General features: G+C 66.5%; 14 protein-coding genes. 4 read left to right on the top strand and 10 right to left on the bottom strand.

Going from position 1 to position 14,512, the window contains the following annotated elements:
- Positions 1–146 precede the first annotated feature (146 nt).
- From ACTHNQ_RS10415 to ACTHNQ_RS10390, 6 genes are all read right to left on the bottom strand, one after another.
- Positions 147–1,058 carry a PfkB family carbohydrate kinase gene (locus ACTHNQ_RS10415; protein ID WP_440333307.1) on the bottom strand — a complete coding sequence of 304 codons (912 nt, stop codon included), beginning with the start codon at positions 1,056–1,058 and terminating at the stop codon, positions 147–149.
- Entirely contained in the window at positions 1,055–1,555 is a 501-nt protein-coding gene (locus tag ACTHNQ_RS10410; protein ID WP_191169940.1) for an FBP domain-containing protein, read from the bottom strand. The genes ACTHNQ_RS10415 and ACTHNQ_RS10410 overlap by 4 nt, the downstream gene beginning before the upstream one ends.
- An 88-nt stretch (positions 1,556–1,643) precedes the next feature.
- A complete protein-coding gene (locus ACTHNQ_RS10405) occupies positions 1,644–3,533 on the bottom strand; it encodes a glycoside hydrolase family 13 protein (RefSeq protein WP_440333306.1) in 1,890 nt (629 codons plus the stop codon).
- Between the two features lie 108 nt (positions 3,534–3,641).
- A complete protein-coding gene (locus ACTHNQ_RS10400) occupies positions 3,642–4,571 on the bottom strand; it encodes a sugar ABC transporter permease (RefSeq protein ID WP_440333305.1) in 930 nt (309 codons plus the stop codon).
- A 1-nt stretch (position 4,572) separates the two neighbouring features.
- On the bottom strand, positions 4,573–6,180 hold the full coding sequence (locus ACTHNQ_RS10395) for an ABC transporter permease subunit (protein WP_440333304.1): 1,608 nt from the start codon (positions 6,178–6,180) through the stop codon (positions 4,573–4,575).
- An 80-nt stretch (positions 6,181–6,260) separates the two neighbouring features.
- Complete coding sequence (locus ACTHNQ_RS10390) at positions 6,261–7,490, bottom strand: sugar ABC transporter substrate-binding protein (RefSeq protein ID WP_440333303.1); 1,230 nt, start codon at positions 7,488–7,490, stop codon at positions 6,261–6,263.
- A gap of 266 nt (positions 7,491–7,756) precedes the next feature.
- Here ACTHNQ_RS10390 and ACTHNQ_RS10385 point away from each other — a divergent pair, with 266 nt between their 5' ends.
- On the top strand, positions 7,757–8,245 hold the full coding sequence (locus ACTHNQ_RS10385) for a YajQ family cyclic di-GMP-binding protein (RefSeq protein ID WP_440333302.1): 489 nt from the start codon (positions 7,757–7,759) through the stop codon (positions 8,243–8,245).
- Here the strand turns inward: ACTHNQ_RS10385 and ACTHNQ_RS10380 are convergent.
- Positions 8,236–9,369 carry a tyrosine-type recombinase/integrase gene (locus ACTHNQ_RS10380; RefSeq protein WP_440333301.1) on the bottom strand — a complete coding sequence of 378 codons (1,134 nt, stop codon included), beginning with the start codon at positions 9,367–9,369 and terminating at the stop codon, positions 8,236–8,238. The genes ACTHNQ_RS10385 and ACTHNQ_RS10380 overlap by 10 nt on opposite strands.
- Positions 9,344–9,943: a helix-turn-helix domain-containing protein gene (locus ACTHNQ_RS10375; RefSeq protein ID WP_440333300.1), complete on the bottom strand. Its 600-nt coding sequence runs from the start codon at positions 9,941–9,943 to the stop codon at positions 9,344–9,346. Before ACTHNQ_RS10375 ends, ACTHNQ_RS10380 begins: the two co-directional genes overlap by 26 nt.
- Positions 9,944–10,038: 95 nt before the next feature.
- Here ACTHNQ_RS10375 and ACTHNQ_RS10370 point away from each other — a divergent pair, with 95 nt between their 5' ends.
- Together ACTHNQ_RS10370 and ACTHNQ_RS10365 are read left to right on the top strand one after the other, a co-directional pair.
- A complete protein-coding gene (locus ACTHNQ_RS10370) occupies positions 10,039–10,221 on the top strand; it encodes a helix-turn-helix transcriptional regulator (RefSeq protein WP_440333299.1) in 183 nt (60 codons plus the stop codon).
- Positions 10,222–10,730: 509 nt separating this feature from the next.
- Entirely contained in the window at positions 10,731–11,228 is a 498-nt protein-coding gene (locus ACTHNQ_RS10365; RefSeq protein ID WP_440333298.1) for a hypothetical protein, read from the top strand.
- Between the two features lie 82 nt (positions 11,229–11,310).
- Here ACTHNQ_RS10365 and ACTHNQ_RS10360 read toward each other — a convergent pair whose 3' ends face one another.
- The gene (locus ACTHNQ_RS10360; protein WP_440333297.1) at positions 11,311–12,246 is read right to left on the bottom strand and encodes a hypothetical protein; all 936 of its coding nucleotides are present in this window, start codon (positions 12,244–12,246) and stop codon (positions 11,311–11,313) included.
- A gap of 121 nt (positions 12,247–12,367) precedes the next feature.
- Positions 12,368–13,435, bottom strand: a complete 1,068-nt coding sequence (locus tag ACTHNQ_RS10355) for a hypothetical protein (protein ID WP_440333296.1) — start codon at positions 13,433–13,435, stop codon at positions 12,368–12,370.
- A gap of 293 nt (positions 13,436–13,728) precedes the next feature.
- On the opposite strand from ACTHNQ_RS10355, the gene ACTHNQ_RS10350 reads away from it, so the two are divergent.
- Entirely contained in the window at positions 13,729–13,908 is a 180-nt protein-coding gene (locus tag ACTHNQ_RS10350; RefSeq protein WP_440333295.1) for a hypothetical protein, read from the top strand.
- The last annotated feature ends 604 nt before the right edge of the window (positions 13,909–14,512 follow it).

The raw sequence follows: 14,512 nt of genomic DNA, 5'->3' as shown, positions 1-14,512 counted from the left end.
GAAGTCTAAGACGGCTGATTTACAGTCAGATCCCTTTGGCCGCTTGGGTAACTCGCCAGGTGCGCACCCGCCCGGCTTTTCCAGTCGATCGGAGGCGCGATCCACCATCTTACGCGTAGATGCGCGAGGTCAGAAATCGAGGCCGCTCACGTGCCGATGCGGTCCAGATCCATGCCCGTGAGAGAGTCCGGCGTCCGCAGCAGAGCGCCTTCGAACCGGCAGGTCGCGGCGGCGGCATCCATCGCCGTCTGCAGCACCGCCTCCCACTCCTCGTCGCCTTCGGGCGTGCCCGCGACGAGGGTCGCGACGGTGGCCGCGAAGGCCGCGTCGCCCGCACCCATCGTGTCGACGATGCGTCCCGGCAGGTTCGAGATCGGGCGGGTGACGACGACGTCGCCGGACTCGATCGTGGCGCCGGCCGCGCCCTCGGTCGCGAGCACGGCATGCACGCCGAGATCGATCAGCCGCGCCCGCAGCGCGTCGAGGCGATCCCCGTAGAGAAGCGCGGCATCGTCCTCACCGACCTTGACGAGCGCGGCGCCGGCGGCGAGCGCCTCGAAGCCACGCACGAACTCGTCCTTGTCGTGCATCATGCCCGCCCGAGGGTTCGGGTCCAGGGCGAGGGGCACTCCGGCGGACGAGATCGCGTCGGCCAGCTCCGCCGTCTGCTCGGCGTCGTCGAGTGCGACGCAGCTCACGACCACGAGGTCCGCGTCGCCCATCGCCGCGCGCTCGGCCTCGCCGAACCGGATGCGACGTCGCTGCGACGCCTCGTTGAAGACGTACGTCGGCTCGCCGCCCCCGGTGCGGGTCGACACGGCTCGAGCGGTGCCCAGCAGCGACGGTGTCGCGATGAGGTCGACGCCGTAGTCGGCGAGGTAGCGGCGCACGCGCGAAGCGGGTTCGTCGTCGCCGAGCATCGCGATGAGCGTCGTCGGAACACCCAGGCGCGACAGGCCGACGGCGACGTTGAGCGCCGCTCCCCCGACGAACTCGCGCACGCCGTGGTCGTCGCGCAGTTCGTCGATGAGGGCATCGCCGACGACCACGACGGTCATCGGCGTACGCCCGCGGTCTCGAGCACGCGTCCGACGAACGCCTCGGTGCGCCGGCGAGTGCCGTCGATCTTGAGGTCGACGCTCGCCCGCACCTCGTTGGGCGCGAGCGGGGCCGCGAGCCGCACGTTCTCGTGGCACGACAGGTCGGCGCAGATGTAGGTGCCGACGCTGTCGCCGTGGGCGCCGGCATCCCCCGCCCTCCGTGCCGTGTACATCACGACCTGGTCAGCCGGCTGCATCGTGTGGCACAGGTTGCACATCGCGGCGCGGGCGTGCGACGAGCCCTCCGCGGCGCGCATCACGATGCCGGCCGGGCGGCCGTCGATCTCGGCGACGACGTATCCGCGGCCGCGCGTGCGCGGATCCCGCCACGCCAGGAAGTCGAGATGATCCCAGTCGGTCAGGACGAAGTCGGCGGGCAGGGCGACGAGTCTCAGCTCGTCGGGTGACGCGTTCACGAATGACGAACGCACGTCTTCTTCGGTCAGCGGGCGCATGGCACCTCCTCGCCGCCCCAGTCTACGAAGAGCGGATGCCGCCGCCACCCCTTGCCGCCGGTTCGTGTGCTCGGCGACACGACGCCGCTCAGGCTCCGGGCACCGCCACGCCGGGCAGCGCCCACACCGCGAACGCCGGGCCGTCCGCCGACAGCAGCACCGAGCCGTCATCGCCGACCGCGAGCGTCGCGTCGCCGTAGACGGCCTCGGCCGCAGCGGCCCCGGGCAGCGCGCCGGCGGGGACGACGGCATCCGCATCGCCCTTCGACGCGAGGACCAGCAGCGTCTCGTCGGCCGACTCCCGCACGAACACGACGGTGTCGTCGTCGACGTGCACCCAGCGCAGCCCGCCGGTCGAGAGCGTCTCGTGCCCGCGGCGCAGCGCGACGAGGTCGCGGTAGAGCGCCAGGCGGTCCGCCACCTCGGGCGAGGACTCGGTGCCCCACGGGATCGGGGTACGGCTCGCCTCGCCGTCGACGCCCACCAGCCCGAACTCGTCGCCCGCGAACACGACCGGCAGCCCCGGCAGCGTCATCATGAGCCCGGCGGCGACCGGCACCGTCCCCGGCGCGGCGTTCGTCGCGAAGCGGCCGGTGTCGTGCGTGTCGAGCGGCTGCATGTTGCCCAGCCGCACGCGCCACGGGATGCCCGCGGTGAAGCGAACAACGGCATCGACGAACTGCCGCGCCGTGTAGCGCGGGATGCCGCCGATCGGCTGCGTGAAGAACCACGGCTCGGTCTGCGTCGACCCGTCCCACGCCACGTACGGGTCGTGGGTCGGCTCCGAGAGCCAGCCCCACACCGGCCGCGTGAACGACGGGTACGTCATCGCGCCGTGCCAGCCGTCGCCCTGCAGGTCGCTCGCGGCGTCGTTGGTGGACTCGCCGAGCAGGATCGCATCGGGGTTGATCTCGAAGACCCGGCGCCGCAGCAGGTCGCGGACCTCGGCGTTGAGGTCGACGGCGCCGAGGCGGCCGGTCATGTTCGCGACGTCGATGCGCCAGCCGTCGATCGCGTACGGCGGCTGCAGCCATCTGGCCACGACCGAGTCGGGCGCCTCGACGAAGCGGCGGCGGAGCTCCTGGGAAGACCAGTCGAACTTCGGCAGCGTCGCGTGGCCGAGCCACGACTCGTACGCCGTGTTGTCGTCGTTCGTGAAGTAGTAGAACTCCTGCTCGGGCGCGCCGGGGTGCCCGAACGCCGCGCGGAACCACTCGTGCCGGTCGCCGGAGTGGTTGCTCGTGAGATCGCCGATGACGCGGATGCCGCGAGCGTGCGCCGCCTCGATCAGCCGCAGGTACGCCTCGTCGCCGCCCAGCAGCTCGTCGACGCGGTCGAAGCTCGACGCGTCGTAGCGGTGGTTCGAGGCCGCCGGGAAGATCGGCGTCAAGTAGAGCAGGTCGACTCCGAGCGCGACCAGGTGGTCGAGCCTCTCGGTGATGCCGTCGAGATCGCCGCCGTAGAACTGCTGCGAGCGCGCCGGCACGACCGGGTTCACCGGCTCGTCCCACGCCGCGGGCATCGCCCAGTCCGGCGCAGGCCGGTCATCGGCCGCCGCGGAGCGCGCGAAGCGGTCGGGGAACACCTGGTACATGACGGCGTGGTGCAGCCACTCGGGCGGGGCCGGCGTGGCCACCAGCGCGAAGTCCTCGGCGTCGAGCGTCTCGATCCCGTGCAGACCGGTCTGATTCAGCCACTCGACGCGGCCGTCCCCATGGAGCAGCACCCACCGGTAGCCGTGCCGCGGGTTGCGCACCGTCACCGGCGCCTCCCACCACTCCCAGCCGTCGGAAGCGCCGAGCAGGACGGCATCCGTCCATTCCGGCTCGTGGTCGGGATTGGACCGCGTGCGCACCGCGGCGAGCGGACCGTAGCCGGCGGGCACGCGCAGGCGCACCCGCACCACCTCGCCGAGCGCCGGCGCGGCGTTCGACACGTGCAGCGGGGAACCGTCGTGGTGAGGCAGCAGACTCGTCATGCTCCGGCCTTTCGTGAGGGTGTCATGATCGCACGCGGCCGTGACGAGCGGATGAACGGATGCCGCACCCGGCGCGCCGCAGCACGCCGGGGTGCGGCATCCGTCCGATCAGCCCTTGGTCGCACCGGCGGTGAGACCGCCGACGATGTACTTCTGCAGCAGCAGGAACAGCACGACGACGGGGATGGCCGCCATCACGGCACCCGCCGAGAACGCCGACCAGTCCGCGTAGCGGGGGTTCGAGACGAGCTGGGTGAGACCGACGACCAGCGTCTTCTTGTCGGGGTCGATCAGCATGACGCTCGCGATCACGTACTCGTTCACGATGCCGATGAACGACAGCAGCCCGACGACGGCGAGGATCGGCGCCACCAGGCGCAGGATGATCGTGAAGAAGATGCGGGCGTGGCCCGCGCCGTCGATCTTGGCGGCCTCGTCGAGCTCCTTCGGGATCGTGTTGAAGAAGCCGTACATGAGGTACGTGTTCACGCCGAGCGCGCCGCCCAGGTAGATGAGGATCAGTCCGCTCAGGGTGTTCAGGCCGATGGCCGGGAACCAGTCGCCGATCGACGTCATCATGAGGAAGATCGCGACGACCGCGAGCAGCTGCGGGAACATCTGCACGACGACGATCGTGATGAGGCCCACGCGGCGGCCGGCGAAGCGCATGCGCGAGAACGCATATGCCGCGAGGGCGCCGATGAAGACCATCGTGAAGCCGGTGATCACCGCGACGATCATCGTGTTGAGGAACCACATCGGGTACGGCACGTCGGGGTTCGTCAGCATGCGCACGTAGCTGTCGAAGCTCACCTGCGAGAACAGCTGGTTGCTGCCGATGAGGGTGCCGTTGGAGTTCAGCGACGCCGACAGCACGTACAGCAGCGGGAAGATCGCGAAGATCGAGACGACGATCGCGACGAGATGACGCCAGCCGGTGTCGGCGAACCACTTGCCGAACGGACGACGACGGGGAGCGGGCGGCGCGGGCGTCGTCGCGGCGACGGTGCGGTCTTCGGTCAGAGCGGTCTGTGCCATGTCAGTTCAGCTCCTCGAGGGCCTTGGTCTTGCGGAAGCTGATGATCGAGATCACGGCCACCACGATGAAGATCAGGATGGTGAACGCCGACGCGAGACCGTAGTCGCGGTTCTGGCCGGTGAAGGCCACCTTGTAGACCATCGAGATGAGGATGTCGGTCTGCCCGACCGGTATCGACACGTCCGTGAAGCGTGGACCGCCGCCGGTGAGCATGTAGATCAGATTGAAGTTGTTGAAGTTGAACGCGAACGACGCGATGAGCAGCGGCGTGACGGTGACCAGCAGCAGCGGCAGCTTGATGCGGCGGAAGATCTGCCACGGGTTGGCGCCGTCCATCACACCCGCCTCGTTGACCTCTTCGGGGATGCCCTGCAGGGCGCCCATGCAGACGAGGAACATGTAGGGGAAGCCGAGCCACAGGTTCACGATCAGCACCGAGATCTTCGCCAGCCAGGGATCGGTCAGCCAGGGGATCTCGGCGCCGCCGAGCAGCACCTGGTTGATGAAGCCGAAGCTCTTGTTCATCATGCCCGCCCAGATGAGGGCGGACAGGAAGGCGGGGAACGCGTACGGCAGGATCATCATGATCCGGTAGCCGTTCTTGAACCGCATGCGCTTGTTCTGGAACACGAGGGCCAGCAGCAGCCCGAGGAAGAACGTGGAGGCCACCGAGACCGCGGCGAAGACGAACGTCCACGCGGTGACGGCCAGCAGCGGACCCCGGATCGACGCGTCGGTGAGGGCGCGGACGAAGTTGTCGAAGCCGACGAAGACCGGCCAGCCCGGGAGCAGCTGCTCCCCCGACGCCGAGGTGAAGGCCCCTTCGCCGGTGTCGGTGTAGACGGTCCCAGTCGTCGTGTCGGTCATCGTGCCGGCGGCCGGGTCGTAGTCGAGGGTCGAGACGTACAGGTAGCCCTTCTGACCGTCCTGCGTGCGGATGGCCCCGTCGTTGGGGTCGTCGCTGTAGGGGACGGCGAGCGCCTCAACCTCGTCGCTGCGCTGCAGGACGTCGGCGAAGGCCAGCGAGGTCCAGCCGTCGACGGTGCCGTCGGCCGAGACCTCCACCGGCTCGAGGGGCTTCGTGTTGGTGCCGAGCGACACCTCCCCGTCGGTCGGGTCGGTGACGAGCAGGCCGAGCTCGTTGAGACGCTCGACGACCGTCACGTCGTACGTGGGCGAGTCCTCGACGCGGACCAGCGACGAGCGCATGAGCGACGCGATCGCCTGGTCCTTCGAGCCGTTGTGCCCGGTGCCGTAGTTCGTGAAGCCGATGTACGCGGTGTACAGCAGCGTGAAGATCTGGAAGACGATGAGCAGGATGATGCCCGGCGTCAGGTACTTGGCGGGGATCTGCTTGCGTGAGAAGTAGATCCAGTTCACGAGGACGGTGACCGCCACGACGAGCCCGAGGACCAGCCACTCGTTGTGCATGAACAGCACGAAGACGGCGTACAGGGCGATCGCGTCGACGATCGCGAGCAGCGCGATCTTGAGCACGAGCCAGCGCGTCTTGCCGCCGGCCGCGTCCGCGATGCGGGTGGCGCTGCGCTGCTTCGGCGTCTGCGGCGGGGCCTGCTCGCCCGTCTCAGCGGTGAAGGTGTCGGTCATGGAGCGTCCTCATCATCGGGACCGGGACGGATGCCGCGGCATCCGTCCCGGTCGCCTGCGCGGTCGTGGGACCGCAGGGATTACTTGATGGCGGCGGCCACGTCGTCCGTGAGCTTCTGCCAGGTCGCCGTCGGGTCGGCGCCGTTGATGATGGCGGCCTCGGCGATGCCCCAGTACTGCCAGACCGCGCCCATGGCCGGGATCGCGGGCATCGGCACCGCGTCGGCACCGACCTTCTGGAAGCCGGCGATGATCGGGTCGGCGGCGGCGGTGTCGGCGGCGGCCTTCAGCGCGGGGAGCACGTTGCCGGCCTTGAACAGGTCGAGCTGCACGTCCTCGGTGCCGATGTAGTTGACGAGGAAGTCGTTCGCGGCGACCTTGTTCTTCGACTCCGAGCTCACGAAGAAGCCCTTGACGCCGGCGAACGGCGATGCGACCTCACCGGTCGGGCTGGGGATCTGGTCGATCGCGACGTTGATGCCGGCGTCGGTCGCGGCGCCGACGTTCCACGGGCCGGTGAGCCAGAAGGCCGCCTCGCCGCTCGTGAACTTGGTCTTGGCGATGTCGCCGTCGACGTCGGTGTTGAGGGTGCCTGCGGCGCCCTGTGCCGACAGCCAGTTGGCGAACTCGAAGCCGCCCTCGTTGCCGATCTGCAGGTCTGCCGGGTCGTAGTTGCCGTCGGCGTCGGTGCCGAACACGGGGGCGCCGAACGCGGTCTGGAACGGGTAGAGGTGGTACGGGTTGCCCTCGACGCCCTGCTCCACGACGAACGGCGTGGCCAGGCCCGCGGCGGTGCCCTTCGCGATCATGTCGTCGAAGCTCGTGGCCGGCTCAGGGACGAGGTCGGCGTTGCGAAGGATCGCGATGTTCTCGACCGCGTACGGGAGCATGTAGGTGGTGCCCTCGTAGGTCGACGCCTGAAGCGCGACGGGGAGGTAGTCGTCGGCGGAGTCGCCGAGCTCGATCGGGGCGACGACGCCGTTGGTCGAGAGCTCGCCGAGCCAGTCGTGCGCACCCATGACGACGTCCGGGCCCTTGCCCGTCGGGACCTGCTGGATGAAGTCGTCCTTGATCTTCGCGTTGTCCTTGCCGACGAGCTTGACCGTGACGCCGGTCTTGTCCTCGTACGCCTCGACGGCGCCCTTCAGCGCGTCGACGCGCTCGGTGTCGACCCAGACCGTCAGCGTGCTCGCGCTGGAGTCGTCCTTGCTGCTGTCGTCCGAAGCGTTGCTGCTCGAGCAGCCCGCCAGGATGATCGACGCGACGGCGATGCCGCCGATCGCGAGCCAGCTCTTCTTGTTCACCTTCATCGGTGCGGTGCCTCTCTGGGGTACTGAGTGAGTTCGGCCGCACTGCCGGTGCGCGACGGTGCGGGTTCGACTCGGTTCGCTGCGATTGCAAGCGCTTACATTCTGCAACGACAGGCGATATATGGCAACACCGGCCCCTGATCGATACCTCGCCGTGACTTTGCGCGCCAGCATGGAACCGCTTGCACGCCTGTCAGGATCTGGAACCGCTTGCAGCGGCATCCATTCCTCCACGCTGTGCAGCACCCGCGGATAGAATTCCCGGCATGGCTGACAGCTCCTTTGACATCGTCTCGAAAGTCGACCACCAGGAGGCCGACAACGCCCTCAATCAGGCGCGCAAGGAGGTCGAGCAGCGCTACGACTTCAAGGGCACGAACGCCTCGATCGAGTGGAGCGGCGAGGCCGTGCTCATCAAGGCCAGCACCGAGGAACGCGCCAAGGCCGTCCTCGACGTCTTCCAGTCCAAGCTCATCAAGCGCGGCATCTCGCTGAAGAGTCTGGAGACCGGCGAGCCCGTCGCCGGCAGCAAGGAGTACCGCATCACCTCGACCATCAAGGACGGCATCTCGTCCGAGAACGCGAAGAAGATCTCGAAGATCATCCGCGACGAGGGCCCCAAGTCGGTGAAGGCGCAGATCCAGGGCGACGAGCTGCGCGTGCAGTCGAAGTCCCGCGACGACCTGCAGGAGGTGCAGCGGCTGCTGAAGGCGTCCGACCTGGACGTCGACCTGCAGTTCGTCAACTACCGCTGACGCGAGCCCCTGACCTGGGGTTTTTCGGGTTCAGTCCGCAAGGAGTCCGCAGAATTCCGGATTTCCGCCATGAACGACGCCGTAGCGGACCTCGTCTTGTCTTCGGCAGACGGCCAGAGGTGGCTGTAGACGTTCAACGTGATCGACGGCGTGGAGTGCCCGAGCGCGCGCTGCACGGTGACGACGTCGCAGCCTTGCGCGATCAGATTCGACGCGAAGGTGTGGCGAAGCGTGTGCAGAGTGACCTCATCCGACAGGCCGACGGCTTCGCGAATGCGGCGCCACTCCTCCGCGGCGTTGTTGCGGTGCCAGAGTCGGCCGAGCGGCGTGACGAACAACTGCTCGTCATGGCCCGTCACCTGCTGACGCTGGACATGCGCGGCCAGTGACACGACGAGCTCGTCAGGGACGTAAACAGTGCGCTCGGATTCGTATTTGGGCGGCACGACCTGCGCGGTGGTGTTCGTTGCACCCTGCACCTGCCGCGTGACGGTGATCGCCCGTCCGAGCAAGTTCACGTCGCGCAGCTGCAGACCGGCCGCCTCGCCGAGTCGGAGGCCCGCGAAGACACACACCTCGACGAAGCCACGGAAGTCTCCCGCTGCGTCAAGTACGGCGTTGACCTCCTCGGCTGACAAGATGCGCATCGCGGCTTCGGCCTTGCGTCCCCGTGGCGCCTTGACGCCGATAGCCGGACTCGATGCGATGACCTTGTCGGCAACGGCGGCGCGAAACGACATCTGCACGTAGTTGAGGCGCGTCTTGATGGTGGATGCCGCGAGCCCGCGTTTCGACTCGGCCGCTACCCACGCCTGGACATGCGAGGACTTCACGCCCGCGATGGGGCTGTCGCGCCACGGGACGCTCTGAACCGCGACAGCCGCGGCCTCGTGCGTGCCCATCGCCCAGGATTGTCGCTCCATCCACCGGGTCGTCCACTCCGCCCACGTGATGCGTCCCGCTTTGGGGTCGACATACTGGCCGGTGACGACGGCCGCAGCGACTTCGTCGAGCCATCGTTGCGCGTCGCGCTTGAGGGTGAAGTGGCGGGCGTGCTCCCGTCCGGCGTCGTCGCGATAGCGAGCGCGCCAGACGCCGTCAGCTCTCTGCTTGATCGAGGCCATCGTCCGGTTCCTCCTCGCGGTGCACACCCGCGCGCTGTGTCTCCGCGATCACTTCGCGCATGCGCTCGAAGAATGCGTGTGTGTGGGCAGACGAGGCGGCGTGGGTTCTGTTCAGCCAGTCGCCCGCTTCGCTCACACCGCGATGGTTCGCATCGGCACGAGCAATTCCGTCCCGCGCCGCGTCGATGGCATTGCGCGTCACGATGGTCAGCGAGTCGTCTGGCCATTCGGACTCGGGCCGGTCATCGATCGCGCGCGCGAGCCTGAGCTGCGCCTCAAACGCCGCGCCGGCTAGCTCCGAGATGTCCTCCAGGAGCTCTGTGAACTCGACCACGTCGGCGTGCAAGTCGAGCTCGTCCGGTGTCGCGAGGAACAGATCAGGATTGATGCCCAGCACCACACCAAGCCCTTCCGCTTCGGTGAGGCGCAGCGGCCGCTCCCCCTTCTCGACTGACCACACGGTCGCTTGGGACCACTTGAATCCCCGCGCACGCATCGCATCGGCGAGATCCTTCTGACTCAGTCCGTTTCTGATCCGGATGAGGTTCGCGCCGATCTGCTCGTCTGTCGCCATGTCGGCATGCTACTACGCATGGCTATTGTGAGCGACTAGATAATGTGGTTCACTAAGCTATCCAGTTGACTTCAACTAGCAAGGCGGGTGACGAGATGGATCGCATTCTGTTCCTGGACGAGGTAGCCGAACGCCTCCGGCGGACGCCGGCGCAGCTGAGATGGATGCTGCACACCGGCTCTGCACCGAAGTCGGCGATGATCGCGGGCAGGCGCTGCTGGCGCGAGTCGGACGTCGAGAAGTTCATCGCGGACGCGTTCGCCGACGCGCAGAGTTAGCCGCCGCACGAAGCCGCTCCGCGCCAGCCGGCTTCGAGCTTCGCCCGACATTCAGCGACCGAGCGGACGCTGTCGGCGCAGTCGTGCGAGAGCGCGGTTGGTAAGCGGAGCTCGGAGCGCAGCGGAGAGCGGAGTCTGCAAATAGCGGTCGAGCGCGACGGAGCCGACAGCGCCCGCTACGATCCCGCTGTCGGGTTGCTCGGCCCCCAGATCTGGAACCCGACGTGCGGATAGGTCACGGTCGCACCCGTTGTTTCCCTGAGGGTCCTACATGACCCCTCACAGCGAGGGCCGAACTGGCGCCCCTTGTCCGCGGGATTCTCTTGCGTGCACGTAGCCTGGCAAGGACCTGCCGGCGCGGATCGTGGCGTTTCGTGGGACCGCAACGCACATCCTTCCGTGCGTGGAGCGCCAGTGCGAGTATCGATGCGGTCGTTGGCAATCACCGTATGCAGCGGCATGCCGCTGTGGTTACCTGGCACCACGGTTGAAAGATCTATTCTCCGGACATGGCCTGGGACTGGGGGTTCGTCTGGCAAACGGTAGGTGCTGCTGCTGCGATAGTTACCGTCCTCGGCGCGTTGACTCAAGTTTTCAGACCGGCGAGCGCGTTCAGCAACTATGAGCGATGGTCCAAGGTCCGAGCGGACGCGCTGACGGACATGGAAAGAGACCAAGCCGAGGGGATGCGGCGCGCCTATCTCGTCGAGTACGTCGCGGCGTCCGAGACACGTGCTAATCGGCTCCTGACGGTGTTCGGCGCACTTCTGGCCATTGCACTGCTAATCGGTTTCATGATCTACGTGCGCACCGAATGGCCGAGCGGTTTCCCTCACCCAGCGTGGTGGCTTTCGTTGTTCGGAGCGATTGCCCTCGTCGTGACCATCTTCGTATCCCCCCGTCAGCAACTGGCTCGCGCGCGCTCACGAGCGTTGGAAGCGCTCGGCTACGACAGCGAAGACCACAGTGGAAACGGTCGCGTGGACGGCGAGCAACCCGCCCCCTAACGGCAACGGCTCCACCTCGGAGGCGGATCCCTATCCGGGCAACGCGTGGCCCACCATCTTCGGGCGCACCACAGTTGTTCGTCTAACTCCGCTCGCGTGTTGCGCGTGTCAGATCGCCCTCGTCGACGTGCAGTAGGTCCATTGACCAGGAGATGAGGCCAGCCTTGTTCTTGCGCTCGGCGAGCATCATCCGGAGCTCGTCAGCATTCAGTCGACGCAACTTCGAAGCGTCTCCCTCGCCCAGGTATCGCATCCGTGCGGATTCCCACAGGGACTGGATCAGCTCGGTCCACAGGAATATGAGACCAATGGACCGCTTGATCTCAAGCCAGGTGGTTCTCTCGCGCCATCGATCGTCGGAAACCTCGAGAGTCACTAGAGCGATGCCAGATTGACCGATTGACCTCCCGGAACCGTCGTTGGCCGTGATGGTCATCCCGGATTCACCGGCTATCAGCGCAAGCCCGTGCTTTGCGGCGTTGTAGATGTTGCTGTCGCCGAGGAATGTGATTGCTGCCTCACGCAGGGCAATAGCGAGACCTTGACGGTGCAGATCCATCTCTTCGTCATTCAACGCGAACTGCGCTCGGTCGCTGCGCGCGCTGAAGACCTCCAGTAGGTCATCCTGTCGCGTCGCGCTGTCGAGGTCCGTCCTAAGGCGAGAGACATCATCTTTGAACTTCGCGAACGACCGCAATGATGCAATTGCAACCCAGGGGCAAGGTTGCTGGAAGGCGTGTCCCAGGTATAGGCGCAGAAGTGCCTCCGCGGTGTGGTGAAGCAACACGGTCGACTCGAGAGCCACGTACCGGTCTATGTCCGTTGATGGGTCCGGCCCGAACGAGAACTCGAGCTCCTCGAACTTTCCCCTTCCTGATCCGGCGAGGCCGGCGCTCTCGTCCGACACCATCGTCAGCAATGACCGAAGCCGCATCTCGAAGTACTGCCCGGGCGATCCGCCATAGAACTCGCTGTTTAGCGCGCCGTACGCGTCCGGGTGTACCTCGGGTTTCGCCATAAGCCGATCATGCCTCGGACTTGCGACATGTGCGGCATCGATCCCCGTGGGGCACTGCACCGGCGCCGGAAAGCGCCGCACCCGGGCCGGTTCGAGCGATCGGCGGCTAGCCGAACGTCCGTCAGTCGTCGTTCCACCCCTGGGTTGCGTAGTACTCGTCGGCGTCTGTGTAGATCGCCTCTCCCGGAATCTCCACCACGTCGAGAAGACCGTCGAGTTCATCCGCCGAACCGTCGAGATTGAGCTCGCACACCGGGCACTGGAGCAACGCAGGCACCAGCGTCACCTCGAAGACCATGTACGCACGCTCCGGAGCGCCCTCGTCATCGTACTCGGCCTCCATGTGGCCATCGTCACGGTACTTGATGTACGTCAGCCAGCTGTTCCGCCCGCACGCGGGGCACTCATGCTGCACGTCCTCGGTGTCTTCGAGGATCTCCTCGGGCACCTGTCGGTCCTGTAGAGCATCCAGGGTCGCATCGACGCTCTCGGGCGGAAGCTTTGCCGTCAGTTCGCGTATCCGTTGCTGTGCCGCCGCGATCTTGCTCGCCACACGCGCTGCAGTTTCGTTGTCGAAGTCCGACGCGATCCGGTGAGCCACGGGCGCCAACTGCTCGCCCCAGAATTCGTCGACGTCGTCGTCGGGCAACTCCGGAACGATCACCGATACAAGTCGGACCAGTCGCCGAACCGCCTCGTGCAGCGATCGTTCTGTTACCAAGGCCATGTGTGCTGCGCTGTTGCGAACGTCCATGATGCCGGTGACATCCCGAGAAATACCGAGCGTGGGATGGGTCACGACCAACAGGTCGACAACCTCCTGGGTTGTGATGCTCCGCAGTGTCGTGTGGTCCATCGATGAGGGGAGCGCTCTCACGTTCGCAAGTGCAAGAAGTGAGTTCTTGCTTCGGCGGTCCGCGAGCAGCGCGACGCTTCCCTTCGCGAGGAGCGCCCGGACAAGCCACTCAGCCGCCGCGCCGACTTCCAGCGCGCATCGAAGTTGGACTTCGGGCCTCGTCTCGGTGTGCGTCAGGAGCGCCGAGCGCGCAGCCGCCCGGGATGCACGAAAGAAATTCTCCCCAAGCATCCCAACGGGCAACCCGCCGACCCTCACGCCGCTCGGGAGCGGGAAGGGGACGCTCACCAGTTGCGACAGGAAGTTGATGTTCGGCGACTCGAACGATTCCACGCGCTTACGGTATCGGGTGGTATCGGGCGCCAACCGCTTGCCGCTTAGCGCGTCGCTCAGCGGTCGCGCTGGATGGCAACGAGAGACAGTCCGGGTGACGACGCCCACGCCGACGCCGACGCCGACCCTCCACGCCGACTCCGACGCTGGTTCTGACTCCGACCCCTACTCCGAGCCCTCCCCTGTCCCAGACTCCGAACCCCGCGGCGACGGTCCTGGTCGATGTCGTCGCGAGGTGGGTCATCACGCAAGCCCGATTGCACGACGCAGCTCCTCGGGATGAGGTCGCGGCGATGAGCGCGATTATGGCGGCGTCGGTGCCCGACTCGGGCACCATCGTGGAGTTCACCGAGCGAATCCAACGCATGGACCGGCTGAACATGGAGCGGGCTATTCGCGCCCGGGTGAGGGACTGGGTGGAGACCGGGAGGTTTGACGATCGCCCGGTGATTCAGGATTCAGCGCGGCCTTGAGGGTCAGTCTGGGTCGGAATACGACTCGACTACATCCATCACCGTCGATAGGTAGATGTGGTGGCGTTGGTCGCGTTCAAGGTACTCGAGGAGGTCCGCCCGCAACTTGCTCATGCCTTTCTATACCTACGCATCCGTAACCGGGCAATGCGCGGGAGCTGAAGATTGGGGTGGCTGAAAGGTGTTCGAGAGTGGCCGGTCGCTGAATCGGTCAAAGCCAGGTCAGGTGTCACCGTCTGTGCATCGGACCCGTGCTCGTCTCCAGGCGCGTTGGTTAGATCTGCAAGCTATAGATGTTCGATCCCAGGTCACAAAACGCGAAAAGCTGTTGCGGCGATAAGGGCTGTCAGCGGCGCCGCCCGTTACTCGGTGGGCGTGACCGAGTTCCCGGCGCTGGCCATGGGCGTGGCGCGCATCTGATACCGAGCACTTCGGCCAGATTGGAAGAGTAGTCGGGGCGGGCTCGCTGTCGGCGACGGTTGAAGAACCGGCCAAAACGACGGGTGAAAACTAGGCCACCTGGTTGTCGTTTGCTCAGTCTGCCGGATCCTGGGTTCTGATGCTCGGGAGGCTGTCGATGCCCCTGCCGCGGAGCCGGTAGCTG

Source organism: Microbacterium sp., from assembly GCF_051953575.1.
Lineage (GTDB): Bacteria > Actinomycetota > Actinomycetes > Actinomycetales > Microbacteriaceae > Microbacterium.
Note: the sequence above shows the minus strand (reverse complement) of the source record. Positions and strands in the feature narration are given on the sequence as shown.

Excerpts from the sequence above, each read along its gene's own strand:
- ACTHNQ_RS10415 (WP_440333307.1), bottom strand. The coding sequence starts at position 1,058 with ATGACCGTCGTGGTCGTCGGCGATGCCCTCATCGACGAACTGCGCGAC.
- ACTHNQ_RS10410 (WP_191169940.1), bottom strand. The coding sequence starts at position 1,555 with ATGCGCCCGCTGACCGAAGAAGACGTGCGTTCGTCATTCGTGAACGCG.
- ACTHNQ_RS10405 (WP_440333306.1), bottom strand. The coding sequence starts at position 3,533 with ATGACGAGTCTGCTGCCTCACCACGACGGTTCCCCGCTGCACGTGTCG.
- ACTHNQ_RS10400 (WP_440333305.1), bottom strand. The coding sequence starts at position 4,571 with ATGGCACAGACCGCTCTGACCGAAGACCGCACCGTCGCCGCGACGACG.
- ACTHNQ_RS10395 (WP_440333304.1), bottom strand. The coding sequence starts at position 6,180 with ATGACCGACACCTTCACCGCTGAGACGGGCGAGCAGGCCCCGCCGCAG.
- ACTHNQ_RS10390 (WP_440333303.1), bottom strand. The coding sequence starts at position 7,490 with ATGAAGGTGAACAAGAAGAGCTGGCTCGCGATCGGCGGCATCGCCGTC.
- ACTHNQ_RS10385 (WP_440333302.1), top strand. The coding sequence starts at position 7,757 with ATGGCTGACAGCTCCTTTGACATCGTCTCGAAAGTCGACCACCAGGAG.
- ACTHNQ_RS10380 (WP_440333301.1), bottom strand. The coding sequence starts at position 9,369 with ATGGCCTCGATCAAGCAGAGAGCTGACGGCGTCTGGCGCGCTCGCTAT.
- ACTHNQ_RS10375 (WP_440333300.1), bottom strand. The coding sequence starts at position 9,943 with ATGGCGACAGACGAGCAGATCGGCGCGAACCTCATCCGGATCAGAAAC.
- ACTHNQ_RS10370 (WP_440333299.1), top strand. The coding sequence starts at position 10,039 with ATGGATCGCATTCTGTTCCTGGACGAGGTAGCCGAACGCCTCCGGCGG.
- ACTHNQ_RS10365 (WP_440333298.1), top strand. The coding sequence starts at position 10,731 with ATGGCCTGGGACTGGGGGTTCGTCTGGCAAACGGTAGGTGCTGCTGCT.
- ACTHNQ_RS10360 (WP_440333297.1), bottom strand. The coding sequence starts at position 12,246 with ATGGCGAAACCCGAGGTACACCCGGACGCGTACGGCGCGCTAAACAGC.
- ACTHNQ_RS10350 (WP_440333295.1), top strand. The coding sequence starts at position 13,729 with ATGAGCGCGATTATGGCGGCGTCGGTGCCCGACTCGGGCACCATCGTG.